The following is an 18,498-nucleotide window of genomic DNA, read 5'->3' on the forward strand; positions in this document are numbered from 1 at the left end:
ACGAGACACCAGGAGACCTGCATGTCCGCTGCCCCCACCACCGCCATTTCCCGCGATCCGGCCACCGGCCAGCAGATCGCCAGCCATCCCTTCGCCACGGATGCCGAGCTGGAAGCGATCCTCGATCGCGGTCAGGCCGGTTTCGCCGCCTGGAGCGCCCGCAGCCTGGAACAGCGAGCGCAGGTGTTGCGTGCGATGGCGGGCGTACTGCGCCGTGACCGCGAGACGCTGGCTGCGCTGGCTACCGCCGAGATGGGCAAGGTGCAGGCCGAAGCACTGGCCGAGATCGAGAAGTGTGCCGTGCTGTGCGACTGGTACGCCGACCATGGTGCGCAGTTCCTGCGCGACGAGCCGACCCAGGTGCCCGACGACAAGGCTTACGTGTCCTACCTGCCGCTGGGCGTGGTGCTGGGCGTCATGCCGTGGAATTTCCCGTACTGGCAGGTGATGCGCGCGGCGGTACCGATCCTGATGGGCGGCAACGGCTTCCTGCTGAAGCCGGCCGAGAACATCGTCGGCACCGCGCAGCTGCTCGATGCCGCCTGGCGTGATGCCGGGCTGCCGGAAGGCACCTTCATCGCCGCCAACATCAGCCGCGAGGGCACCAGCCGCGCGATTGCCGATGACCGCATTGCGGCAGTCACCCTGACCGGCAGCGTGGCCGCAGGCCGCAGCATCGCTGCCCAGGCCGGGCAGGCGCTGAAGAAGGTGGTGCTGGAACTGGGCGGCTCGGATCCGTTCATCGTGCTGGCCGACGCTGACCTGGATGCGGCCGTCGATGCGGCGGTGACCTCGCGCTTCCAGAACACCGGGCAGGTCTGCATTGCCGGCAAGCGCATCATCGTTGAAGACGCGGTGTACGACCGCTTCGTGGCGCAGTTCTGCCAGAAAGTGCAGGCGCTGACCATCGGTGATGGCCGTGAAGCGGGCAATCGCATTGGTCCGATGGCACGCCAGGACCTGCTGGAACAGTTGGACGCGCAGGTGCGCGCCTCGGTGGACGCAGGCGCGAAGCTGCTCGTCGGCGGCCATCAGCTCGATCGCCCGGGCGCGTTCTACGCGCCCACCGTACTGGCGGACGTGGAGCCGGGCATGCAGGCCTTTGACACGGAAACGTTCGGGCCGGTGGCCTCGATCAGCCGCGCCCGCGATGCCGACCACGCGGTGGAACTGGCCAACCAGAGCGAGTTCGGCCTCAGCGGCAACCTGTGGACCGGTGACCGCGCGCGGGCCATGCAGCTGGCGCGCCGGCTGCAGACCGGCGGTGTGTTCGTCAACGGCTTCTCCGCTTCCGACCCTCGCGTGCCGATCGGCGGTGTGAAGAAGAGCGGCTTCGGCCGCGAGCTCTCGCACTTCGGCATCCGTGAATTCGTCAACGCGCAGACAGTGTGGTTCGACAAGCATTGACGCGCGGCTCTCATCCTTCCTGCAACGATCCACCATCAGTCCAGCACAAAGGACGGCATCCGATGTCCAAGGGTTCAGATCTGCTCGTCGCCGCACTTGAGAACGAAGGCGTCGAGCGCATTTTCGGCATTCCCGGCGAAGAAAACCTCGACGTGGTCGAGTCGCTCCGCCATTCCAGCATCGAACTGGTCATCACCCGCCACGAACAGGCGGCGGTGTTCATGGCGGCCACTTACGGCCGCCTGACCGGCAAGCCGGGCGTATGCCTGGCCACGCTCGGCCCGGGCGCGCTCAACTTCACCACCGGCGCCGCCTATGCGCTGCTGGGTGCGTGGCCGGTGATCATGATCACCGGCCAGAAGGGCATCGTCGCCAGCAAGCAGGCGCGCTTCCAGATCGTCGACATCGTCGGCACGATGAAGCCGCTGACCAAACAGGCGCGGCAGATCGTCTCGGCACGCACCATTCCGACCATCGTCCGCGAGGCGTTCCGTGTCGCCCAGGAAGAGCGCCCGGGCCCGGTGTTGCTGGAGCTGCCCGAAGACATTGCTGCCGATGAGGTCGAGGGCGTGGCGCTGATTCCGCCGCACGCGGTGGACCGTCCCATTGCCAGCCCGGAGGCGCTGGATCGGGCAGCAGAGCTCATCCGCAATGCAAAGCGGCCGCTGCTGATGATCGCTTCGGCGGCCTCGCGGCCGCAGTCCAGCGACGCGCTGTCCGCGTTCGTGCTGCGCGCCGGCATCCCGTTCTTCACCACGCAGATGGGCAAGGGCGCGGTGGCCGGTGGTTCAGGCCTTTACATGGGCACCGCGGCGCTGACCGAGCGCGATTACGTGCACATGGCGATCGACCAGGCCGACGTGATCGTGACCATCGGCCACGAGGTCACCGAGAAGCCGCCATTCGTGATGCGCCCGGGTGGGCCGACGGTGATCCATATCGGGTACTCGCAGGCGGCGGTGGAACAGGTGTATTTCCCGCAGGTGGAGGTGATCGGCGATATCGGTCGTTCGCTGACCCAGCTGGCCGACCGCATCGAGGGCGCGGTGCCGAATGCCGCTGCGCTGCTGCCGCTGCGCGCGACCATCCTCGAGCACCTGGCCGACCGGGCCGAAGAGGCCGGATTCACCCCGCAGCGGCTGGTGCACGACGTGCGCCAGGTGATGCCGCCGGATGGCATCGTGGCGCTGGACAACGGCATGTACAAGATCTGGTTCGCGCGCAACTACCGCACCCAGGTGGCCAACACGCTGCTGCTGGACAACGCGCTGGCGACGATGGGCGCGGGCCTGCCGTCGGCGATCATGGCCTCGATCCTGTATCCGCAGCGGCGGGTGCTGGCGGTGTGCGGCGACGGCGGCTTCATGATGAACAGCCAGGAGCTGGAGACGGCCCGCCGGCTGGGCCTGAACCTGGTGGTGCTGATCCTCAACGACGGTGCCTACGGCATGATCCGCTGGAAGCAGGCCGTGGACGGATTCACCGACTACGGCATGACCTTCAGCAACCCCGATTTCGTGAAGTACGCCGAGGCCTATGGCTGCAAGGGCCACGAGGTGACGGCCATCGAGCAGTTCATCCCGACCCTGGAAGCGGCCTTCAACGAGGGCGGGGTGCACCTGGTGTCGGTGCCGGTGGACTATTCGGAGAACCAGCGGGTGCTGGTGGATGAGTTGCGCCAGGCGTTCCCCGGCAACAGGTAGCGGCGGAGCAGGGCCGGCCGATCCGCCCGGTAGGTGTCGACCTTGGTCGACACGCACGGCGCCAACCAAGGTTGGCGGCTACCGGGGCGGGCCCGGCCCAGGGCTGGGGCTGGGCGGTTTTGGTATGCTGGGCAACCGGCTGTGCCGGGCGCTGCATCCCCCCTCACTACACGATTCCCGCAGATCCATGAGCGAAGCTACCGATACCCCCCCCGTCGACGAAAACAAGTTGATCGCCGAGCGCCGTGAGAAACTCAAAGCGCTGCGTGGGCAGGGCATCGCGTACCCGAACGACTTCCGTCGCGAGGACTTCGCCGGCCGCCTGCAGGAAGAATTCGCAGATGCCGAAACCTGGACCGCCGAGGCCCTGGAAGGCAACGGCCGCCAGGTGAAGATGGCGGGCCGCCTGATGGCCAAGCGCATCATGGGCAAGGCCAGCTTCGCGCAGATCCAGGACGAGTCCGGCCGCATCCAGCTGTTCCTGCAGGGCGCGGTGCTGGGCGATGCCTATACCGCCTTCAAGGGCTGGGACGTGGGCGACATCATCGCCGTCGAAGGCGGCCTGACCCGTACCAAGACCGGCGAGCTGTCGGTCAAGGCCGAATCGATCCGCCTGCTGACCAAGTCGCTGCGCCCGCTGCCGGACAAGTGGCATGGCCTGGCCGACGTCGAGCAGCGTTACCGCCAGCGTTACGTCGACCTGATCGTGACCCCGGAGTCGCGCGCGGTGTTCATCAAGCGCTCGAAGATCATCCGCGCCATGCGCGCGTGGCTGGACAACCGCGACTTCCTGGAAGTCGAGACGCCGATGATGCATTACATCCCCGGCGGCGCGGCGGCCAAGCCGTTCACCACCCACCACAATGCGCTGGACCTGGACCTGTACCTGCGCGTGGCGCCGGAGCTGTACCTCAAGCGCCTGACCGTGGGTGGCCTTGAGCGCGTGTACGAGATCAACCGCAACTTCCGCAATGAAGGCGTCAGCACCCGCCACAACCCGGAATTCACCATGATGGAGCTGTACGAGGCCTATGCCACGTACAACGAGATCATGGACCTGACCGAAGGCGTGATCCGTGACGTGGCCAAGGCCGTCAACGGTGGCACCGAGGTCGAATGGGACGGCGCGAAGATCGACCTGGGCCCGGCATTCCGCCGCTGGCGCATGGACGAGGCGGTGCGCCACCACAATCCGGAAATCTCTGCGGCGGACTGCACCGACCGCGACGCGCTGCTGCGCCATTGCGAGCGCCTGAAGATCCGCGTCAAGCCGTCCTACGGCTGGGGCAAGCTGCTGCTGGAGATCTTCGAGGCCACCGTCGAGCACACCCTGATCCAGCCGACCTTCATCACCGACCATCCGGTGGAGGTCTCGCCGCTGGCCCGTGCCAACGACAATGACCCGGGCTACACCGACCGCTTCGAGCTGTTCGTCAACGGCAAGGAGCTGGCCAACGGCTTCTCCGAGCTGAACGATCCGGAAGACCAGGCCCAGCGCTTCCAGGCCCAGGTGGCGGCGAAGGAAGGTGGCGATGACGAGGCCATGCACTACGACGCCGACTACATCCGTGCGCTGGAGTACGGCATGGCACCGACCGGCGGCCTCGGCATCGGCGTGGATCGCCTGGTGATGCTGCTGACCGGCAGCAGCTCGATCCGCGATGTACTGCTGTTCCCGTACATGCGTCCGGAGCAGTAAGTCGCCTTTTTGACTCCCGATTGTGCGCGCCGTCCCGAAACGAGACGGCGCGATTGACGCGTCCCGCACTCGGCGTATCGTAATTGCACTACCTTGACGCCTGTTATGGCTTGATCGGCGCCAGGGGGAGGGCACGGTGTGGGGAGTCCGCTTCACATTGTGATGACGATCATGAATCGGGACGCATGACACGGGAGTCAGGCCGATGCAGGGTGCGAGCGTTCGCAGCGGCAGAGTATCCTCGCCTGCTGATGATCCAGCGTGGTCGAGAAACCAGGCAGAGTACGCGTTGAACATCGTCATCGTTGACGACCAGACTTCGGCCCGGACGATGCTGCGTCACGTCATCGAAGACATCGCGCCGGAACTGAGCGTGTATGACTTCGGAGACCCGCTGACCGCATTGGCCTGGTGCGAAGCCCATCCGGTCGACCTGCTGCTGCTCGATTACCGCATGCCGGAGATGGATGGGCTGGAATTCGCCCGTCGTTTCCGTCGCCTGCCCAAGCACCGTGACATTCCGGTGATCCTGATCACCGTGGTCGGTGACGAGCCGATCCGGCAGGCGGCACTGGAAGCAGGCGTCATCGACTTCCTGGTCAAGCCGATCCGCCCGCGCGAGCTGCGGGCGCGCTGCTACAACCTGCTGCAGCTGCGCCAGCAGACCGAGAACGTGAAGCAGCGGGCGCTGTCGCTGGAGCAGCGCCTGCTGGCCAGCATGCATGAGGTCGAAGAGCGCGAGCGCGAAACGCTGTCGCGGCTGGCACGCGCGATCGAGTTCCGTGATGCCGGCACCAGCGCCTACCTGGAGCGCATGGCGCGCGTGGCCGGACTGATCGCCGAACAGCTCGGGCTGCCCGAAGAGGAGGTGCGCCTGATCGAAATGGCTGCGCCGCTGCATGACATGGGCAAGATCGCCATTCCCGATGCGGTGCTGCTCAAGCAGGGCAAGCTCAACGAGGAAGAGCTGGCGATCATGCGCCGGCACCCGCGGATTGGCCATGAACTGCTGAGCGGCAGCCAGAATCGCTTCATCCAGGTTGGCGCGTTGATCGCACTGCGTCATCATGAGCGCTATGACGGCAGTGGCTATCCCGATGGGCTGGTCGGCGACGCGATTCCGCTGGAAGCGCGCATCGTGGCCGTCGCCGATGTCTTCGACGCCCTGATTTCGCCCCGTCCGTACAAGGAAGCATGGACCATGGAAGCCACTCTGGCTTATCTCTACGCCCAGCGTGGCCGCCTGTTCGATCCCCGATGCGTGGACGCGCTGCTGCGCGGCCGCGAACAGCTCGACCAGATCTGCGCCGAGCATTCGATGGCGTCCGCGCGCCCGGGGCTGGGCGCGTGAAACGCCTGTTGTCGCAGCTGCGGCTGCGCCTGTCCCAGCGCCAGGACAGCGAGCACGGCCAGCAGATCGTCCGCATCGTGCTGATCAGCCTGATCCTGGCCTACGTACTGTTGCCGGCACCGCGCCACGATCTGCCGCACACCCAGTACGTCGGTGTGCTGGCGATCGTGCTGACCGGCCTGAGCCTGTCACTGTTGCTGTTCGGCTGGCTGCTGTGGCGGCCGGCGCGTTCCGATCCCCGCCGCGTGCTGGGCATGCTGGCTGACTACGGCCTCATTGCTGCCGGCATGGTGCAGATGGGTGAGCCGCTGGCCTGGGTCTACATCGTGGTGATGTGGGTGACGGTCGGCAATGGCATGCGCTTTGGCAACCACTATCTGTACGTGGCGGTGGCCATGGCGATGGTGAGCTTCGGTTGCACCGTGATGCTGACGCCTTACTGGCAACAGAATTTCCGCCTGGCCATCGGCCTCTGGCTGGGCCTGGCAGCGGTGCCGCTGTACTTCTCGACATTGCTGCGGCAGCTGACCGAAGCGATGGCCGAGGCGCGCCGCGCCAGCGAGGCCAAGAGCCGGTTCCTGGCCAACATGAGCCATGAGTTCCGCACGCCGTTGAACGGTCTCAACGGCATGACCGAAGTGCTGGCCACCACGCGCCTGGATGACGAGCAGCGCGAGTGCCTCAACACCATCCAGGCGTCGTCGCGCAGCCTGCTGGCACTGGTGGAGGAAGTGCTGGACATCTCGGCCATCGAGGCCGGCAAGCTGCGCGTGGTGGCCGAGGACTTCGCCGTGGCCGACGTGATCCAGGCGATCGGTCTGATCCTGTTGCCACAGGCCAAGGCCAAACGGCTGGATTACAGGGTGAAGGTGGCCGATGGTGTGCCGCCACGCGTGCGCGGCGATGTCGGGCACCTGCGGCAGATCCTGCTGAACCTGGCCGGCAACGCGGTCAAGTTCACCGACCATGGCCGGGTCGAGATACGTGTCGGCGTGGTGCAGGCCGATGCCAGCGGGGCGGTGCGGTTGCGCTTCGACATCCTCGACACCGGCATCGGCGTGCCACCTGCCATGCGTGCACGGCTGTTCGACGCGTTCGAGCAGGCCGATGTCAGCATGGCGCGTCGCCACGAGGGGACCGGGCTGGGCACGACCATCGCCAAGGGCCTGGTCGAGGCGATGGACGGTGACATCGGCTATCTGGAAAACCCGCCGCGCGGCAGCCACTTCTGGGTCGAGCTGCCGTTCGCGCCGCCGCAGCCGCAGGTGCCGGGCGCGGTGCCGAGCCTGAGCGGCGACGAAGACGCGGGCCCGGGCGGCAACGTGATCGCTTTTGCCGATCCGTTCCTGCGCCATCGCGCCCGCGTGCGCAGCATGCAGATCCTGGTGGCCGACGACCACGAGGCCAACCGCATGGTCCTGCAGCGCCTGCTGCAGAAGGCCGGCCATCGCGTGCTGTGCGTGGACGGCGGTGAGGCGGTGCTGGATGCGCTGGCCGACAGCGAGTTCGACGCGGTCATCGTCGATCTGCACATGCCGGGTATGAGCGGGCTGGACATGCTCAAGGAACTGCGGGTGATGCAGGCCGGCGGCGGTCCGCGCACGCCGGTACTGGTACTCAGTGCGGATGTAACGCCCGAGGCGATCCAGCGCTGTACCCAGGCCGGCGCACATGCCTTTCTGGCCAAGCCCGTCGTTGCGGTGCGCCTGCTCGATACGCTGGCCGAGATCGCCAGCAATGCCCAGCTGAAGACCATGGCCGCACCGGTGGTGCGACCGGCGGCGCCGCTGCAGGATGGCGTGCTCGACAGCAGCGTGCTGGACGAACTGGCTTCGCTGGGCATGGGCGAGGGCTTCGAACGTGAGTTCATCCGCCAGTGCCTGGAGGACGTGGCGAGCTGCATGGGCAAGGCCGAGCAGGCCGGCGAGGCCACGCAGTGGGATGTGTTCCGCGAACAATCCCACGCGATCAAGGGCGTGGCCAGCAACCTCGGCCTGATGCGCGCGTCCAACCGTGCCGGCGAGCTCATGCGGATGGCCGACTGGCAGCTCAAGACCGAATGGCGTCCGCGCCTGGGCATCCTGCAGGAGGCGATCAAGGAAGGCCGGCGCGCGCTGGACGCGCGGGCCGAACGCCGACTGCGCGGCACTGCTGATGATGGTGAGGCGCGCTAGGGTCCGGGGCTGTGACGGGATGTTCGTGCGACCAGTTGCGTTTCGGTCGATCAGTGCATTGCTTGATGCGGGATCATTCCGACGGGCGAAGGCCGAAATGTGATTCGGGATATGCTCCTTCGTGGGAGGGCGACTGCTTTCGCCCCTGTCGATTCTGACGGATTGCTTGTCATAATCAGGGGGCGGGCGGTACATGCATGCGCCACACGCACCTATTCGGGTTATTTGCGTGGCTGTCGAACCAAGGTGCCGCGCTTGAAACATCATCCATCGGGTGCGCAACAACGGAAACGGTCTTGCGTTTTTCGACCACTCGGATTCCAGGTGCTTCTTTCGCGCCGGAGAAAAGCTCCGAGACACATGCTTTCACGCAGATCTTGTTGTACCCCTCAAGAGTCGCTCTGTCGTCCAGGACGAGGCGTATTTGGACATTCGATGCCAGCGACTCAATGAGTTCCGATCTCCCTCTCGAGCTCAATTTCCTGGACCGGCAGAGTGCATCAAAAACCGGGGTTTCAATCTTTTTGTGAACTACGGCAATGATGCAGTGTTTCGACACGTTCATGTAGGTCACAATTCCGCCGTCCACTGCGTCCGTCACTACGCCTGTGTCTGGGAGTAGTGCGCATCCTTCCTTGAACGAATGTACTCGGACGAGTGTGAAATAGTCCTTTGCGTTGAAGAACTCATCCACGAATCCGTCAAGAATGGTTTCTCCGTCTCCCTTCCGGTACAGCAGCAGGATCAGTAGCCTGATCCACCTTCGATAGTCGCAGCGGGACAGTTTGTAGGTTTCGCAGATGTGCCTCTCTTCCCTGGGATCCTTTCCTTCCAGGGCAAGATGCAGTGCCAGGGCGTCCATGTCAGCGACGCTGTGGTCAAGTGAATCCTGAAATCTATTCAGTGTTTCTTTTACTCTTAGTGGATTTCGTGCGCCGACCAGAATCTTATGCCTATAGATGCGCTTTATCAGGTCGATTGTCGGGGAGTGATTCGGATGCGCTTGAAGTTCTTCTGTCAACTGAATGGTTGCCGATCCAGGGCCAGACCTCTCCATTGATATTGCTTCAATGATTGATTTCGCACTTTCCGCGTAGTCGGTCTCATAGCGGTTGAACAGGGCTTCAAGATTGACCCGCTTGTTATCATTCGTCCTCATGATCGTGAAGAGATCTTGGAAGGCGAGATTGTTTTCTATGGTTGCCTTGTTCTGCAGGTGGACTGTCAATGGCTGAGTTTCATCAACAGTGAACTTATATATTTTTGCCTTCTTCGCCTCTGGTTTGTCCGAGCAGGAATTCATGCGCTGCTCCGCCTGGGAGATGAAGTGCTGGTTATGCGTCAGATTTGTGTGCTTTTCCATGGCGACAAGCGGTGCCTTTGTTCCAGGCGGTGGATGGAGCTTGGCTGAAACTGCAAGGTGCGGCAATCGAGTTTGATACGCGCTGTAGGTGACGCACATCCTGAACGGAAGAAGCCGGCGGCATGCGGCGAGATGACAGCACAGCGCCGAGACAAAAAAAGCCCGGTGGCCAGCCGGGCTTGAACCCATCCTGGGGGAGGGGAGGAATCAGGCCGCGTCGAGACTGGCGCGACGGGTCTGGGCCTTGATCAGGCGATCCATGGTGCGCAGCGAGCGGTCGCCGAGTGCGAGGGCGGAATCGACCCATACCTTGGTGATCTCCAGCAGTTCGTCGTAGCTGACCGGCTGGGCGATGGCGCGTGCGGCATTCATCGCCAGATAGGACTGCGGCGTGCGCTGCTGCTGGCGGATCAGTTCCTCGACCGCCGCCCGGCCTTCGCCCTTCTTCACCAGCACGTCGACCACGCCCATGGCATGCATCTCCTCGGCACTGTAGACCCGGCCGTCGAGGATGATCTTCTCGGCCAGATGGGGGGACACGCGCCGGCACAGGAAGGAGTACGCACCCATGCCCGGGAACAGGCCGAACAGCACCTCCGGCAGGCCCAGTCCGCTGCCTTCCTCGGCGACGATGGTGTGGCAGGCCAGGGCCATTTCCAGGCCGCCGCCGAGGGCGTCACCCTGGATCAGCGCGATCGAACGGACGTCGCCGCCGAACCCGGTGTGCAGGTGGTGCACGCCCTCCACGCAGCGCTGGGCGTAGTTCAGCAGGAGGTCGCGGTTGCCTTCGCGGATCAGGCGGGTGAACAGGTCCAGGTCGCCGCCCAGGTTGTAGGCGACGGCATCGGAGGCCAGCACGAAATGCCGCAATGTCCCGTTGTGGCGTTCGGCAGGGCTGCGGGTGATGGCCGCCATGTAGCTCCACATTTCGTCGAGCATGTCCTTGCGGCAGCAGGGACGGATCCCGGTGGCGGCATCGGCGTGCATGAACAGCCAGTGGGCAGCGCCGTCGGCGCTGTCTTCGGTACGGATGGTGGCGAACGGTGAGCCGCTTGAAGGCAGCTTTTCGATGGTACTCATGGAAGGGTCCTCGGCATGCGGCCCGCAGTGTCAGGTGGGTGGCCGGCGGGCCGAACGGTCCACACACGCGGCGATGCTACACCGCCTCAGCGGCGTCGCATGCGAAAGGGCCCGGGACGTTTCCGCCCCGGGCCCTGCACTGTCCAGATTGCCGCAAACCCTTACTGGGCGGGCGTATCGCGGAGTTCGCGACGGAGGATCTTGCCGACGTTGGTCTTCGGCAGCTCCTTTCGGAATTCAACGATTTTGGGGTGCTTGTAGCCGGTCAGGTTGGCCCGGGCATGCTCCTTGACCATTTCGGCGGTCAGGTTCGGGTCCTTCTTCACGATGACCACCTTCACCACCTCGCCGGACTTGTCGTCCGGGACGCCGACCGCGGCCACTTCCAGCACGCCCGGCATCATCGCGATCACGTCCTCGACTTCGTTCGGGTACACGTTGAAGCCGGACACCAGGATCATGTCCTTCTTGCGGTCGACGATGTAGAAGAAGCCGTGTTCGTCCATCTTGGCCATGTCGCCGGTATGCAGCCAGCCGTCCGCGTCGATGGCCTTGGCCGTTTCCTCCGGGCGCTGCCAGTAGCCCTTCATCACCTGCGGGCCCTTGATGCAGAGCTCGCCGACCTCGCCCAGCGGCAGGATGGCACTGTTGTCATCCTTGATGCAGGCATCGGTGGAGGGGATCGGCAGGCCGATCGAGCCGTTGTACTCGGTCAGGGTGAGCGGGTTGATGCAGGCTGCCGGCGAGGTCTCGGTCAGGCCATAGGCCTCGACCAGGGTCACGCCGGTGACCTTCTTCCAGCGCTCGGCGACGGCGCGCTGCACCGCCATGCCGCCGCCGAGGGTGACCTTCAGCGAGGAGAAGTCGACCGTGTCGAAACCGGGGGTGTTGAGCAGGCCGTTGAACAGCGTGTTGACGCCGGTGATGGCGGTGAAACGCACCGACTTGAGCTCCTTGACGAAGCCCTTCATGTCGCGCGGGTTGGTGATCAGATGGTTGCACCCACCGAACTTCATGAAGACCAGCCCGTTCGCGGTCAGCGCGAAGATGTGGTACAGCGGCAGGGCGGTGATGATCCACTCCTTGCCCATCTCGATGCCGGACGCACTGATCCAGGCCGAGGCCTGCTGCATGTTGGCGATCAGGTTGCGGTTGGTCAGCATCGCGCCCTTGGCCACGCCGGTGGTGCCGCCGGTGTACTGCAGGAACGCGATGTCGTCGTGGTCGATCTCGACCTTGGGCAGGCTGTGGCGGCTGCCGAGCTTGAGCGCCTGGCGGAAGCGCACCGCGCCCTTGAGATGGTAGTTGGGCACCATCTTCTTGATGTACTTGAGCACGAAGTTGACGATCACGCCCTTGGCGCCGAGCAGGTCGCCCAGGCCGGTGGTGACCACATGCTTGACCGGCGTATCGGCGATGACCTGCTCGACGGTGTCGCCGAAGTTGTCGACCACCACCAGCGCGGTCACGCCGGCATCGACCAGCTGGTGCTTGAGCTCGCGGGCGGTGTACAGCGGGTTGACGTTGACCACGGTCAGGCCGGCGCGCAGCACGCCGAAGGTGGCCACCGGGTACTGCAGGCAGTTGGGCATCATCAGGGCGACGCGGTCACCCTTCTTGAGCTTGAGCTCACCGAGCAGGTAGGCCGCGAACTGTTCGACCAGCGCGTCGGTCTCGCCGTAGGTGAGGACCTTGCCGAAGCTGGAGTAGGCGGGACGGTCGCGGAATTTCGCGACGGAAGCGTCGAAGACCGAAGCTACCGAATGGAACTCGTTGACGTCGATCTCGGCGGGAACGCCTTTCGGATAGCTCTGCAGCCAGGGACGATCCAGACTCATATTCCCCCTCCAGGAATCGTGATGTATTAGGTCCGGCCCTGAGCGTATCGACAACGGCCGGTCATTGCAGCATACCCCGCCGTAGGGAAAACGCGAAGAGGCCCCGAAGAGCCTCCTTGCTGGGTAGTGCTGGCCGCTGGCCGGCATCTGCGCTGGACGGACCATACGATGGATGCCGGCCAGCGGCCGGCACTACCGTGGCCCCAAGCGGGCCGGCTGCGTCAACCCTGCTTGCGAACGGGTGCGCCGTTGGCCTTGTAGTACGGCGCGGTGCTACGGGCGAGCGGGGTGCGGCCGCGGATCACGTCGGCCAGCTTCTCGGCCATCATGATGGTCGGCGCGTTGAGGTTGCCGGTCACCACCTGCGGCATGATCGAGGCATCGACGATGCGCAGGCCTTCCAGCCCGTGTACGCGGCCCTGGCCATCGACCACCGCCATCGGATCGTCGGCATGGCCCATCTTGTTCGAGCACGACGGGTGATAGGCAGTCTCGGCGTGCTCGCGCACGAACGCATCGATCTGCGCGTCGGTCTGCAGCGCGCTTCCCGGCGAGATCTCGCGGCCGCTGTACGGGGCCAGCGCCGGCTGCGCGAAGATCTCGCGGGTGATGCGGATCGCCGCACGGAACTCGCGCCAGTCCTGGTCGTGCGACATGTAGTTGAACAGGATGCTCGGATGTTCGCGCGGGTCCTTCGAGCGCACGTGGATGCGGCCGCGGCTGGGTGAGCGCATCGAACCGACGTGCATCTGGAAGCTGTGCGCCTTGATCGGGTTGGAGCCGTTGTAATTGATCGCCACCGGCAGGAAGTGGTACTGCAGGTTCGGCCAGTCGAATTCGGCGTCGCTGCGGATGAAGCCACCGGCCTCGAACTGGTTGCTGGCGCCGATGCCGGTGCCCAGGAACAGCCACTCGGCACCGATCGCCGGCTGGTTGTACAGCTTCAGTGCCGGCGCCAGCGACACCGGCTTCTTGCACTCGTACTGCAGGTACATCTCAAGGTGGTCCTGCAGGTTGGCGCCGACGCCCGGCAGGTGGTGCACCAGGTCGATGTCCAGGCTGCGCAGCAGGTCGGCCGGGCCGACGCCCGAGCGCTGCAGGATCTGCGGCGAGGCGATGGCGCCGCCGCACAGCAGCACTTCGCGGCGGGCGGTGGCGCGCTGCGGCCGGTCGCTGTGCAGCCACTGCACGCCCACGGCGCGCTTGCCCGAGAACAGAATGCGGTCGGTCAGCGCGTGGGTGACGATGGTCAGGTTCGGGCGCGGCTTGGCCAGGTCCAGGTAGCCGCGGGCGGTGCTGGAACGACGGCCCTTCGGGGTCACCGTGCGGTCCATCGGGCCGAAACCTTCCTGCTGGTAGCCGTTGAGGTCGTCGGTGCGCGGGTAGCCGGCCTGCACGCCGGCTTCGACCATCGCAGCGAACAGCTCGTTGTTGCCGGCCTTCGGCGTGGTAACGCGCAGCGGGCCGTCGCCACCGTGGTAGTCATTGGGGCCGATATCACGGGTTTCGGCCTTGCGGAAGTAGGGCAGGCAGTCCAGGTAGGTCCAGTCTTCCAGGCCCGGCATGCTGGCCCAGTTGTCATAGTCCATCGCGTTGCCGCGGATGTAGCACATGCCGTTGATCAGCGACGAGCCGCCCAGGCCCTTGCCGCGGCCGCAGTCCATGCGGCGGTTGTTCATGAAGGGCTCCGGATCGGTCTTGTACGCCCAGTTGTAGCGCTTGCCCTGCAGTGGGAAGGCCAGTGCCGCCGGCATCTGGGTACGGAAGTCGAGCCGGTAGTCCGGGCCACCGGCTTCCAGCAGCAGCACGCTGACATCGGCATCTTCGGTGAGGCGGGTAGCCAGCACGTTGCCGGCCGAACCGGCGCCGATGATGATGTAGTCGTACTCGTTGTGGGTGCTCATGGGTGTCTCCTGCAGGCCGGGGCGCGCTGCATGCAGGCGTCCCGGCGGGATGTCGGATCGGCGCGGTGGCCGGACGATGGGGCGTGCTGGCGGCGCGCCGGTCAGAACACGCTGGCGTAGTCGCCCAGCTCGACCTGCACCGACTTGATGCGGGTGTAGTGGCCGAGGGTCGAGATGCCGTTCTCGCGGCCGACGCCGGATTCCTTGTAGCCACCGACGGGCATTTCGGCCGGCGATTCGCCCCAGGTGTTGATCCAGCAGATGCCGGCTTCCAGGCGGTGGATGATGCGGTGGGCGCGGCTGACGTCCTTGCTGACCACGCCGGCGGCGAGGCCGAAGGTGGTGTCGTTGGCACGACGCACCACTTCGTCTTCGTCGTCGTAGGCGAGGATGCTCATCACCGGCCCGAAGATCTCTTCCCGGACAATCGTCATGTCATCGCGGCAGTCGGAGAACACGGTCGGCAGCACGTACGCGCCATTGGCCAGCGCGCCTTCGGTGGCACGGCCGCCGCCGGTCAGCAGGCGGGCGCCTTCGGCCTTGCCGCTTTCGATGTAGCGCAGCACGTTTTCCATGTGCGGGAAGCTGGTCAGCGGGCCGAAGTTGGTCTCTGCGGCCATCGGGTCGCCGATGCGGATGCGCTTGACGCGCTCGACAACGGCGGCCTCGAACGCGGCCAGCATGCTGCGCGGCACGAACACGCGGGTGCCGTTGGTACAGACCTGGCCGGAGCTGAAGAAGTTGGCCATCACCGCGATGTCGGCGGCGCGGTCCAGATCGGCGTCATCGCAGATCACCAGCGGCGACTTGCCGCCCAGCTCCATGGTCACTTCCTTCAGCGACGAGGACGCCGCGCTGGCCATGACCTTCTTGCCGGTGGCGACGCCGCCGGTGAAGGAAATCTTCTCGATCACCGGGTGCTCGGTCAGCCACTGCCCGATCTCGCGGCCCGGGCCCTGCACGACGTTGAACACGCCGGCCGGCACGCCGGCTTCGGTGTAGATCTCGGCCAGCCGGATCGCGGTCAACGGGGTCACTTCGGACGGCTTGAACACCATCGCATTGCCGGCGGCCAGGGCCGGGGCCGACTTCCACATGGCGATCTGGATCGGGTAGTTCCAGGCGCCGATGCCGGCCACCACGCCCAGCGGTTCGCGGCGGGTGTAGAAGAAGCTCGATTCGCGCAGCGGCAGCTGGATGCCTTCGATGGCGGTGGCCAGGCCAGCGTAGTACTCGACCACGTCGGCGCCGGTGACGATGTCCACGGTGGTGGTCTCGGCCAGCGCCTTGCCGGTGTCCAGGGTTTCCAGGTGGGCCAGTTCGTCGTTGCGCTCGCGCAGGAGCTCGACGGCGCGGCGCAGGATGCGCGAGCGCTCCATGGCCGTCATCGCGGCCCACACCTTCTGGCCTTCGGCCGCGCTCTGCACGGCGCGCTCGACGTCGGCCTGGCTGGCAACCTGCACTTCGGCGATCACCTCACCGGTGGCCGGGTTGACGGTCTTGAAGGTCTTGCCGCTGGTGGCATCGACGCGCTGGCCGTGGATGTAGAGCTGTTGGACGGGCAGGGTGGTCATGGGGCGTACTCCTTGGAAGGGGGCGGGTGCTGAAGCGCTTATAGCGCGGCAGCCTGCAACTGGAAGTCGATGTAGCCGTAGGCGATGCGCCGCGACTTGTCGGCGTTGAACTGGCCGCCGACCAGGCTGCCACGCAGCCACAGGCCGTCGATCATCGCGGCCAGGCCACGGGCGGCCAGGCGGGCCTGCGGGTGGGGCAGCAGGCGGTTGAACTGGTGGCACAGGTTGGAGAACAGGCGCTGGTCGTTGGCGCGCTGCAGCCGGGCCAGTTCCGGCTGGTGCATGCTGGCGGCCCAGAACGTGAGCCAGACGCGCATTGCGGTACCGTTGATCTGGCTGTCGTCGAAGTTGCCATCGACGATGGCACGCAACTGCTCGCGGGGGTCATCGCTGGCCTCGGCGCGGTAGCGGGCGACGGCGTCCTTCAGTTCGCGCAGGATCTGCCGCATTGCAGCATTGAGCAGGCCGTCCTTGTCGCCAAAGTAGTGGGCGACGATGCCGCTGGACAGCCCTGCCTTCTTCGCGATGGTGGCGACGGTCGCGTCGGCCATGCCGATCTCGTCGATGGTCTGGAAAGTGGCCCGGATAAGCTGTTCGCGCCGTACCGGTTCCACGCCTTTCTTCGGCATTGTCTCTCCACGGATTGCGACCCGAAGGATCGGCTGCCCGCCATTATGCTTTTTATTGATTGAACGTTCAATCAATAAACCCTAGGATGCGCTCGCGCCCCACGCCATGGGCCCGGTTTACCGGTCCGGCCCCGCCCATGTGCTCCCCCGGACTGATGAGACGATCCCATGTCTTCCCTGGCTCATCCCAAGCGTTCGCCCCTGCGCTTGAACCGTTTTGTCTTTCTCAGCTCCTCGGTGTCGATCGGCATCCTCGGGCTGCTCACCGTTCTCTATCCCGAAGGCAGCGAGCACTGGCTGCAATGGGCGCAGGCCGAGGTGTCGGCCGCGTTCGGCTGGTGGTACATGCTGCTGATCGTGCTGTGCCTGGGCTTCGTGCTGTGGCTGGCGTTCTCGCCGTATGGCCGCATCCGCCTGGGTCACAACGAGGAGTCACCGGCCTTCGGCTACGTTGCCTGGGTCTCGATGCTGTTCTCGGCCGGCATCGGCATCGCGCTGCTGTACTACGGTGCCTACGAGCCGCTGGACCATTTCCTGCATCCGCCCGGGCAACCCGGCGGGACCGTGGCCGCCGGCCGCGAAGCGATGGTGCTGACCTTCCTGCACTGGGGCCTGCACGGCTGGGCGCTGTACGCGCTGGTCGGCGTGGCGCTGGGCTACTTCGCGTACCGCCGCGACCTGCCGCTGGCGCTGCGCTCGGCGCTGTACCCGATCTTCGGTGAGCGCATCCACGGTCGCATCGGCGACATGGTCGATGGTTTCGGCATCCTGGCCACGCTGATCTCGATGGTGACCAACCTCGGCATCGGCGCGCTGGTGGTGCAGTCCGGCCTGGTCTACCTGTTCCACATCCCGGATACGCCGCAGGTGCTGGTGGCCATCGTGCTGGTGATGATGGTGGTGGCCACCATCGGCGTGGTCGCCGGTGTGGAAAAGGGCATTGCCTGGCTGTCCAACCTCAACGTGCGCCTGCTGTGTGGCCTGCTGCTGTTCGTGCTGGTCACCGGCCCGACCCTGCACCTGTTCGACGGCCTTATCCAGAACACCGGCGATTACCTTGGTGCGTTCGTGCGCAAGAGCTTCGACATGTACCTCAACGACCCGAAGGGCCGTGAGTGGATGGGCTCGTGGACGCTGTTCTACTGGGCCTGGTGGATCGCCTGGGCGCCGTTCGTCGGCCTTTTCGTGGCGCGCATCTCGCGTGGCCGCACCATCCGCGAAGTGATCATGGGCGTGCTGCTGATCCCGCTCGGCTTCACCCTGGCGTGGCTGTCGATCTTCGGCAACACCGCCATCGACCTGGTGCTCAACCACGGCCAGGCGATCCTGGGTGAGGTGGCCCAGCACGATGCGGCGATGACGCTGTTCAAGCTGCTGGAATACCTGCCCGGCGCGCCGTACGTTGCCGGTGCGGCGGTGGTGATCGGCTTCGTGCTGTTCCTGACCCCGGTCGACTCTGGCACGCTGATGATCGCCAACCTGTGCACCCGTCGCGTTGACGATGGTGTGGAAGACGGCCATGACGCCCCGATCTGGCTGCGCGTGTTCTGGGCGGCCGGCATCACCGTGGCCAGCGTCGGCCTGCTGCTGGCCGGCAATTTCAGTGCGATGCAGACGGCGGTGGTGCTGTGTGGCCTGCCGTTCTCGTTCACGCTGGCGTTCTACATGTGGGGCCTGCTGAAGGCGCTGCGCACCGACCCGGACGCACCCCGCCGCTGAGTGCCTCTGTAGAGCCGAGCCCATGCTCGGCTGCTGTTGGCGCAGAAGCAGCCGAGC

12 protein-coding genes are annotated in these 18,498 nt (G+C 65.4%); 6 read left to right on the forward strand and 6 right to left on the reverse strand.

The window, feature by feature from the left end:
• Nucleotides 1–21: 21 nt before the first annotated feature.
• From AC5P8R_RS13775 to AC5P8R_RS13795, 5 genes are all read left to right on the forward strand, one after another.
• Complete coding sequence (locus AC5P8R_RS13775; protein ID WP_495223546.1) at nt 22–1,407, forward strand: NAD-dependent succinate-semialdehyde dehydrogenase; 1,386 nt, start codon at nt 22–24, stop codon at nt 1,405–1,407.
• A gap of 62 nt (nt 1,408–1,469) precedes the next feature.
• Complete coding sequence (locus tag AC5P8R_RS13780) at nt 1,470–3,110, forward strand: acetolactate synthase large subunit (protein WP_014647004.1); 1,641 nt, start codon at nt 1,470–1,472, stop codon at nt 3,108–3,110.
• Nucleotides 3,111–3,297: 187 nt separating this feature from the next.
• Nucleotides 3,298–4,809: a lysine--tRNA ligase gene (lysS, locus tag AC5P8R_RS13785; protein WP_012480078.1), complete on the forward strand. Its 1,512-nt coding sequence runs from the start codon at nt 3,298–3,300 to the stop codon at nt 4,807–4,809.
• Between the two features lie 205 nt (nt 4,810–5,014).
• The gene (rpfG, locus tag AC5P8R_RS13790) at nt 5,015–6,160 is read left to right on the forward strand and encodes a cyclic di-GMP phosphodiesterase response regulator RpfG (RefSeq protein WP_032959453.1); all 1,146 of its coding nucleotides are present in this window, start codon (nt 5,015–5,017) and stop codon (nt 6,158–6,160) included.
• The gene (locus tag AC5P8R_RS13795; protein WP_495223547.1) at nt 6,157–8,334 is read left to right on the forward strand and encodes a response regulator; all 2,178 of its coding nucleotides are present in this window, start codon (nt 6,157–6,159) and stop codon (nt 8,332–8,334) included. The genes rpfG and AC5P8R_RS13795 overlap by 4 nt, the downstream gene beginning before the upstream one ends.
• A 175-nt stretch (nt 8,335–8,509) precedes the next feature.
• Here the strand turns inward: AC5P8R_RS13795 and AC5P8R_RS13800 are convergent, their stop codons facing one another.
• From AC5P8R_RS13800 to betI, 6 genes are all read right to left on the reverse strand, one after another.
• Nucleotides 8,510–9,637, reverse strand: coding sequence for a hypothetical protein (locus AC5P8R_RS13800; protein WP_495223548.1), 1,128 nt, complete (start codon nt 9,635–9,637; stop codon nt 8,510–8,512).
• A gap of 267 nt (nt 9,638–9,904) precedes the next feature.
• Nucleotides 9,905–10,777 (reverse strand): crotonase/enoyl-CoA hydratase family protein, encoded by an 873-nt coding sequence (locus AC5P8R_RS13805; RefSeq protein ID WP_014647007.1) that lies wholly within the window; start codon nt 10,775–10,777, stop codon nt 9,905–9,907.
• A gap of 161 nt (nt 10,778–10,938) precedes the next feature.
• Nucleotides 10,939–12,615, reverse strand: coding sequence for a long-chain fatty acid--CoA ligase (locus AC5P8R_RS13810; protein ID WP_014647008.1), 1,677 nt, complete (start codon nt 12,613–12,615; stop codon nt 10,939–10,941).
• Between the two features lie 221 nt (nt 12,616–12,836).
• Complete coding sequence (gene betA / locus AC5P8R_RS13815) at nt 12,837–14,519, reverse strand: choline dehydrogenase (protein ID WP_046430400.1); 1,683 nt, start codon at nt 14,517–14,519, stop codon at nt 12,837–12,839.
• Between the two features lie 101 nt (nt 14,520–14,620).
• Nucleotides 14,621–16,093: a betaine-aldehyde dehydrogenase gene (betB, locus tag AC5P8R_RS13820; RefSeq protein WP_014647010.1), complete on the reverse strand. Its 1,473-nt coding sequence runs from the start codon at nt 16,091–16,093 to the stop codon at nt 14,621–14,623.
• Between the two features lie 38 nt (nt 16,094–16,131).
• Nucleotides 16,132–16,722, reverse strand: coding sequence for a transcriptional regulator BetI (betI, locus tag AC5P8R_RS13825; protein WP_014647011.1), 591 nt, complete (start codon nt 16,720–16,722; stop codon nt 16,132–16,134).
• A gap of 168 nt (nt 16,723–16,890) precedes the next feature.
• Here betI and AC5P8R_RS13830 point away from each other — a divergent pair, with 168 nt between their 5' ends.
• Entirely contained in the window at nt 16,891–18,441 is a 1,551-nt protein-coding gene (locus AC5P8R_RS13830; RefSeq protein WP_014647012.1) for a BCCT family transporter, read from the forward strand.
• Nucleotides 18,442–18,498 lie beyond the last annotated feature (57 nt).

It is taken from the genome of Stenotrophomonas sp. YJH_SMC_73 (genome assembly GCF_059370155.1).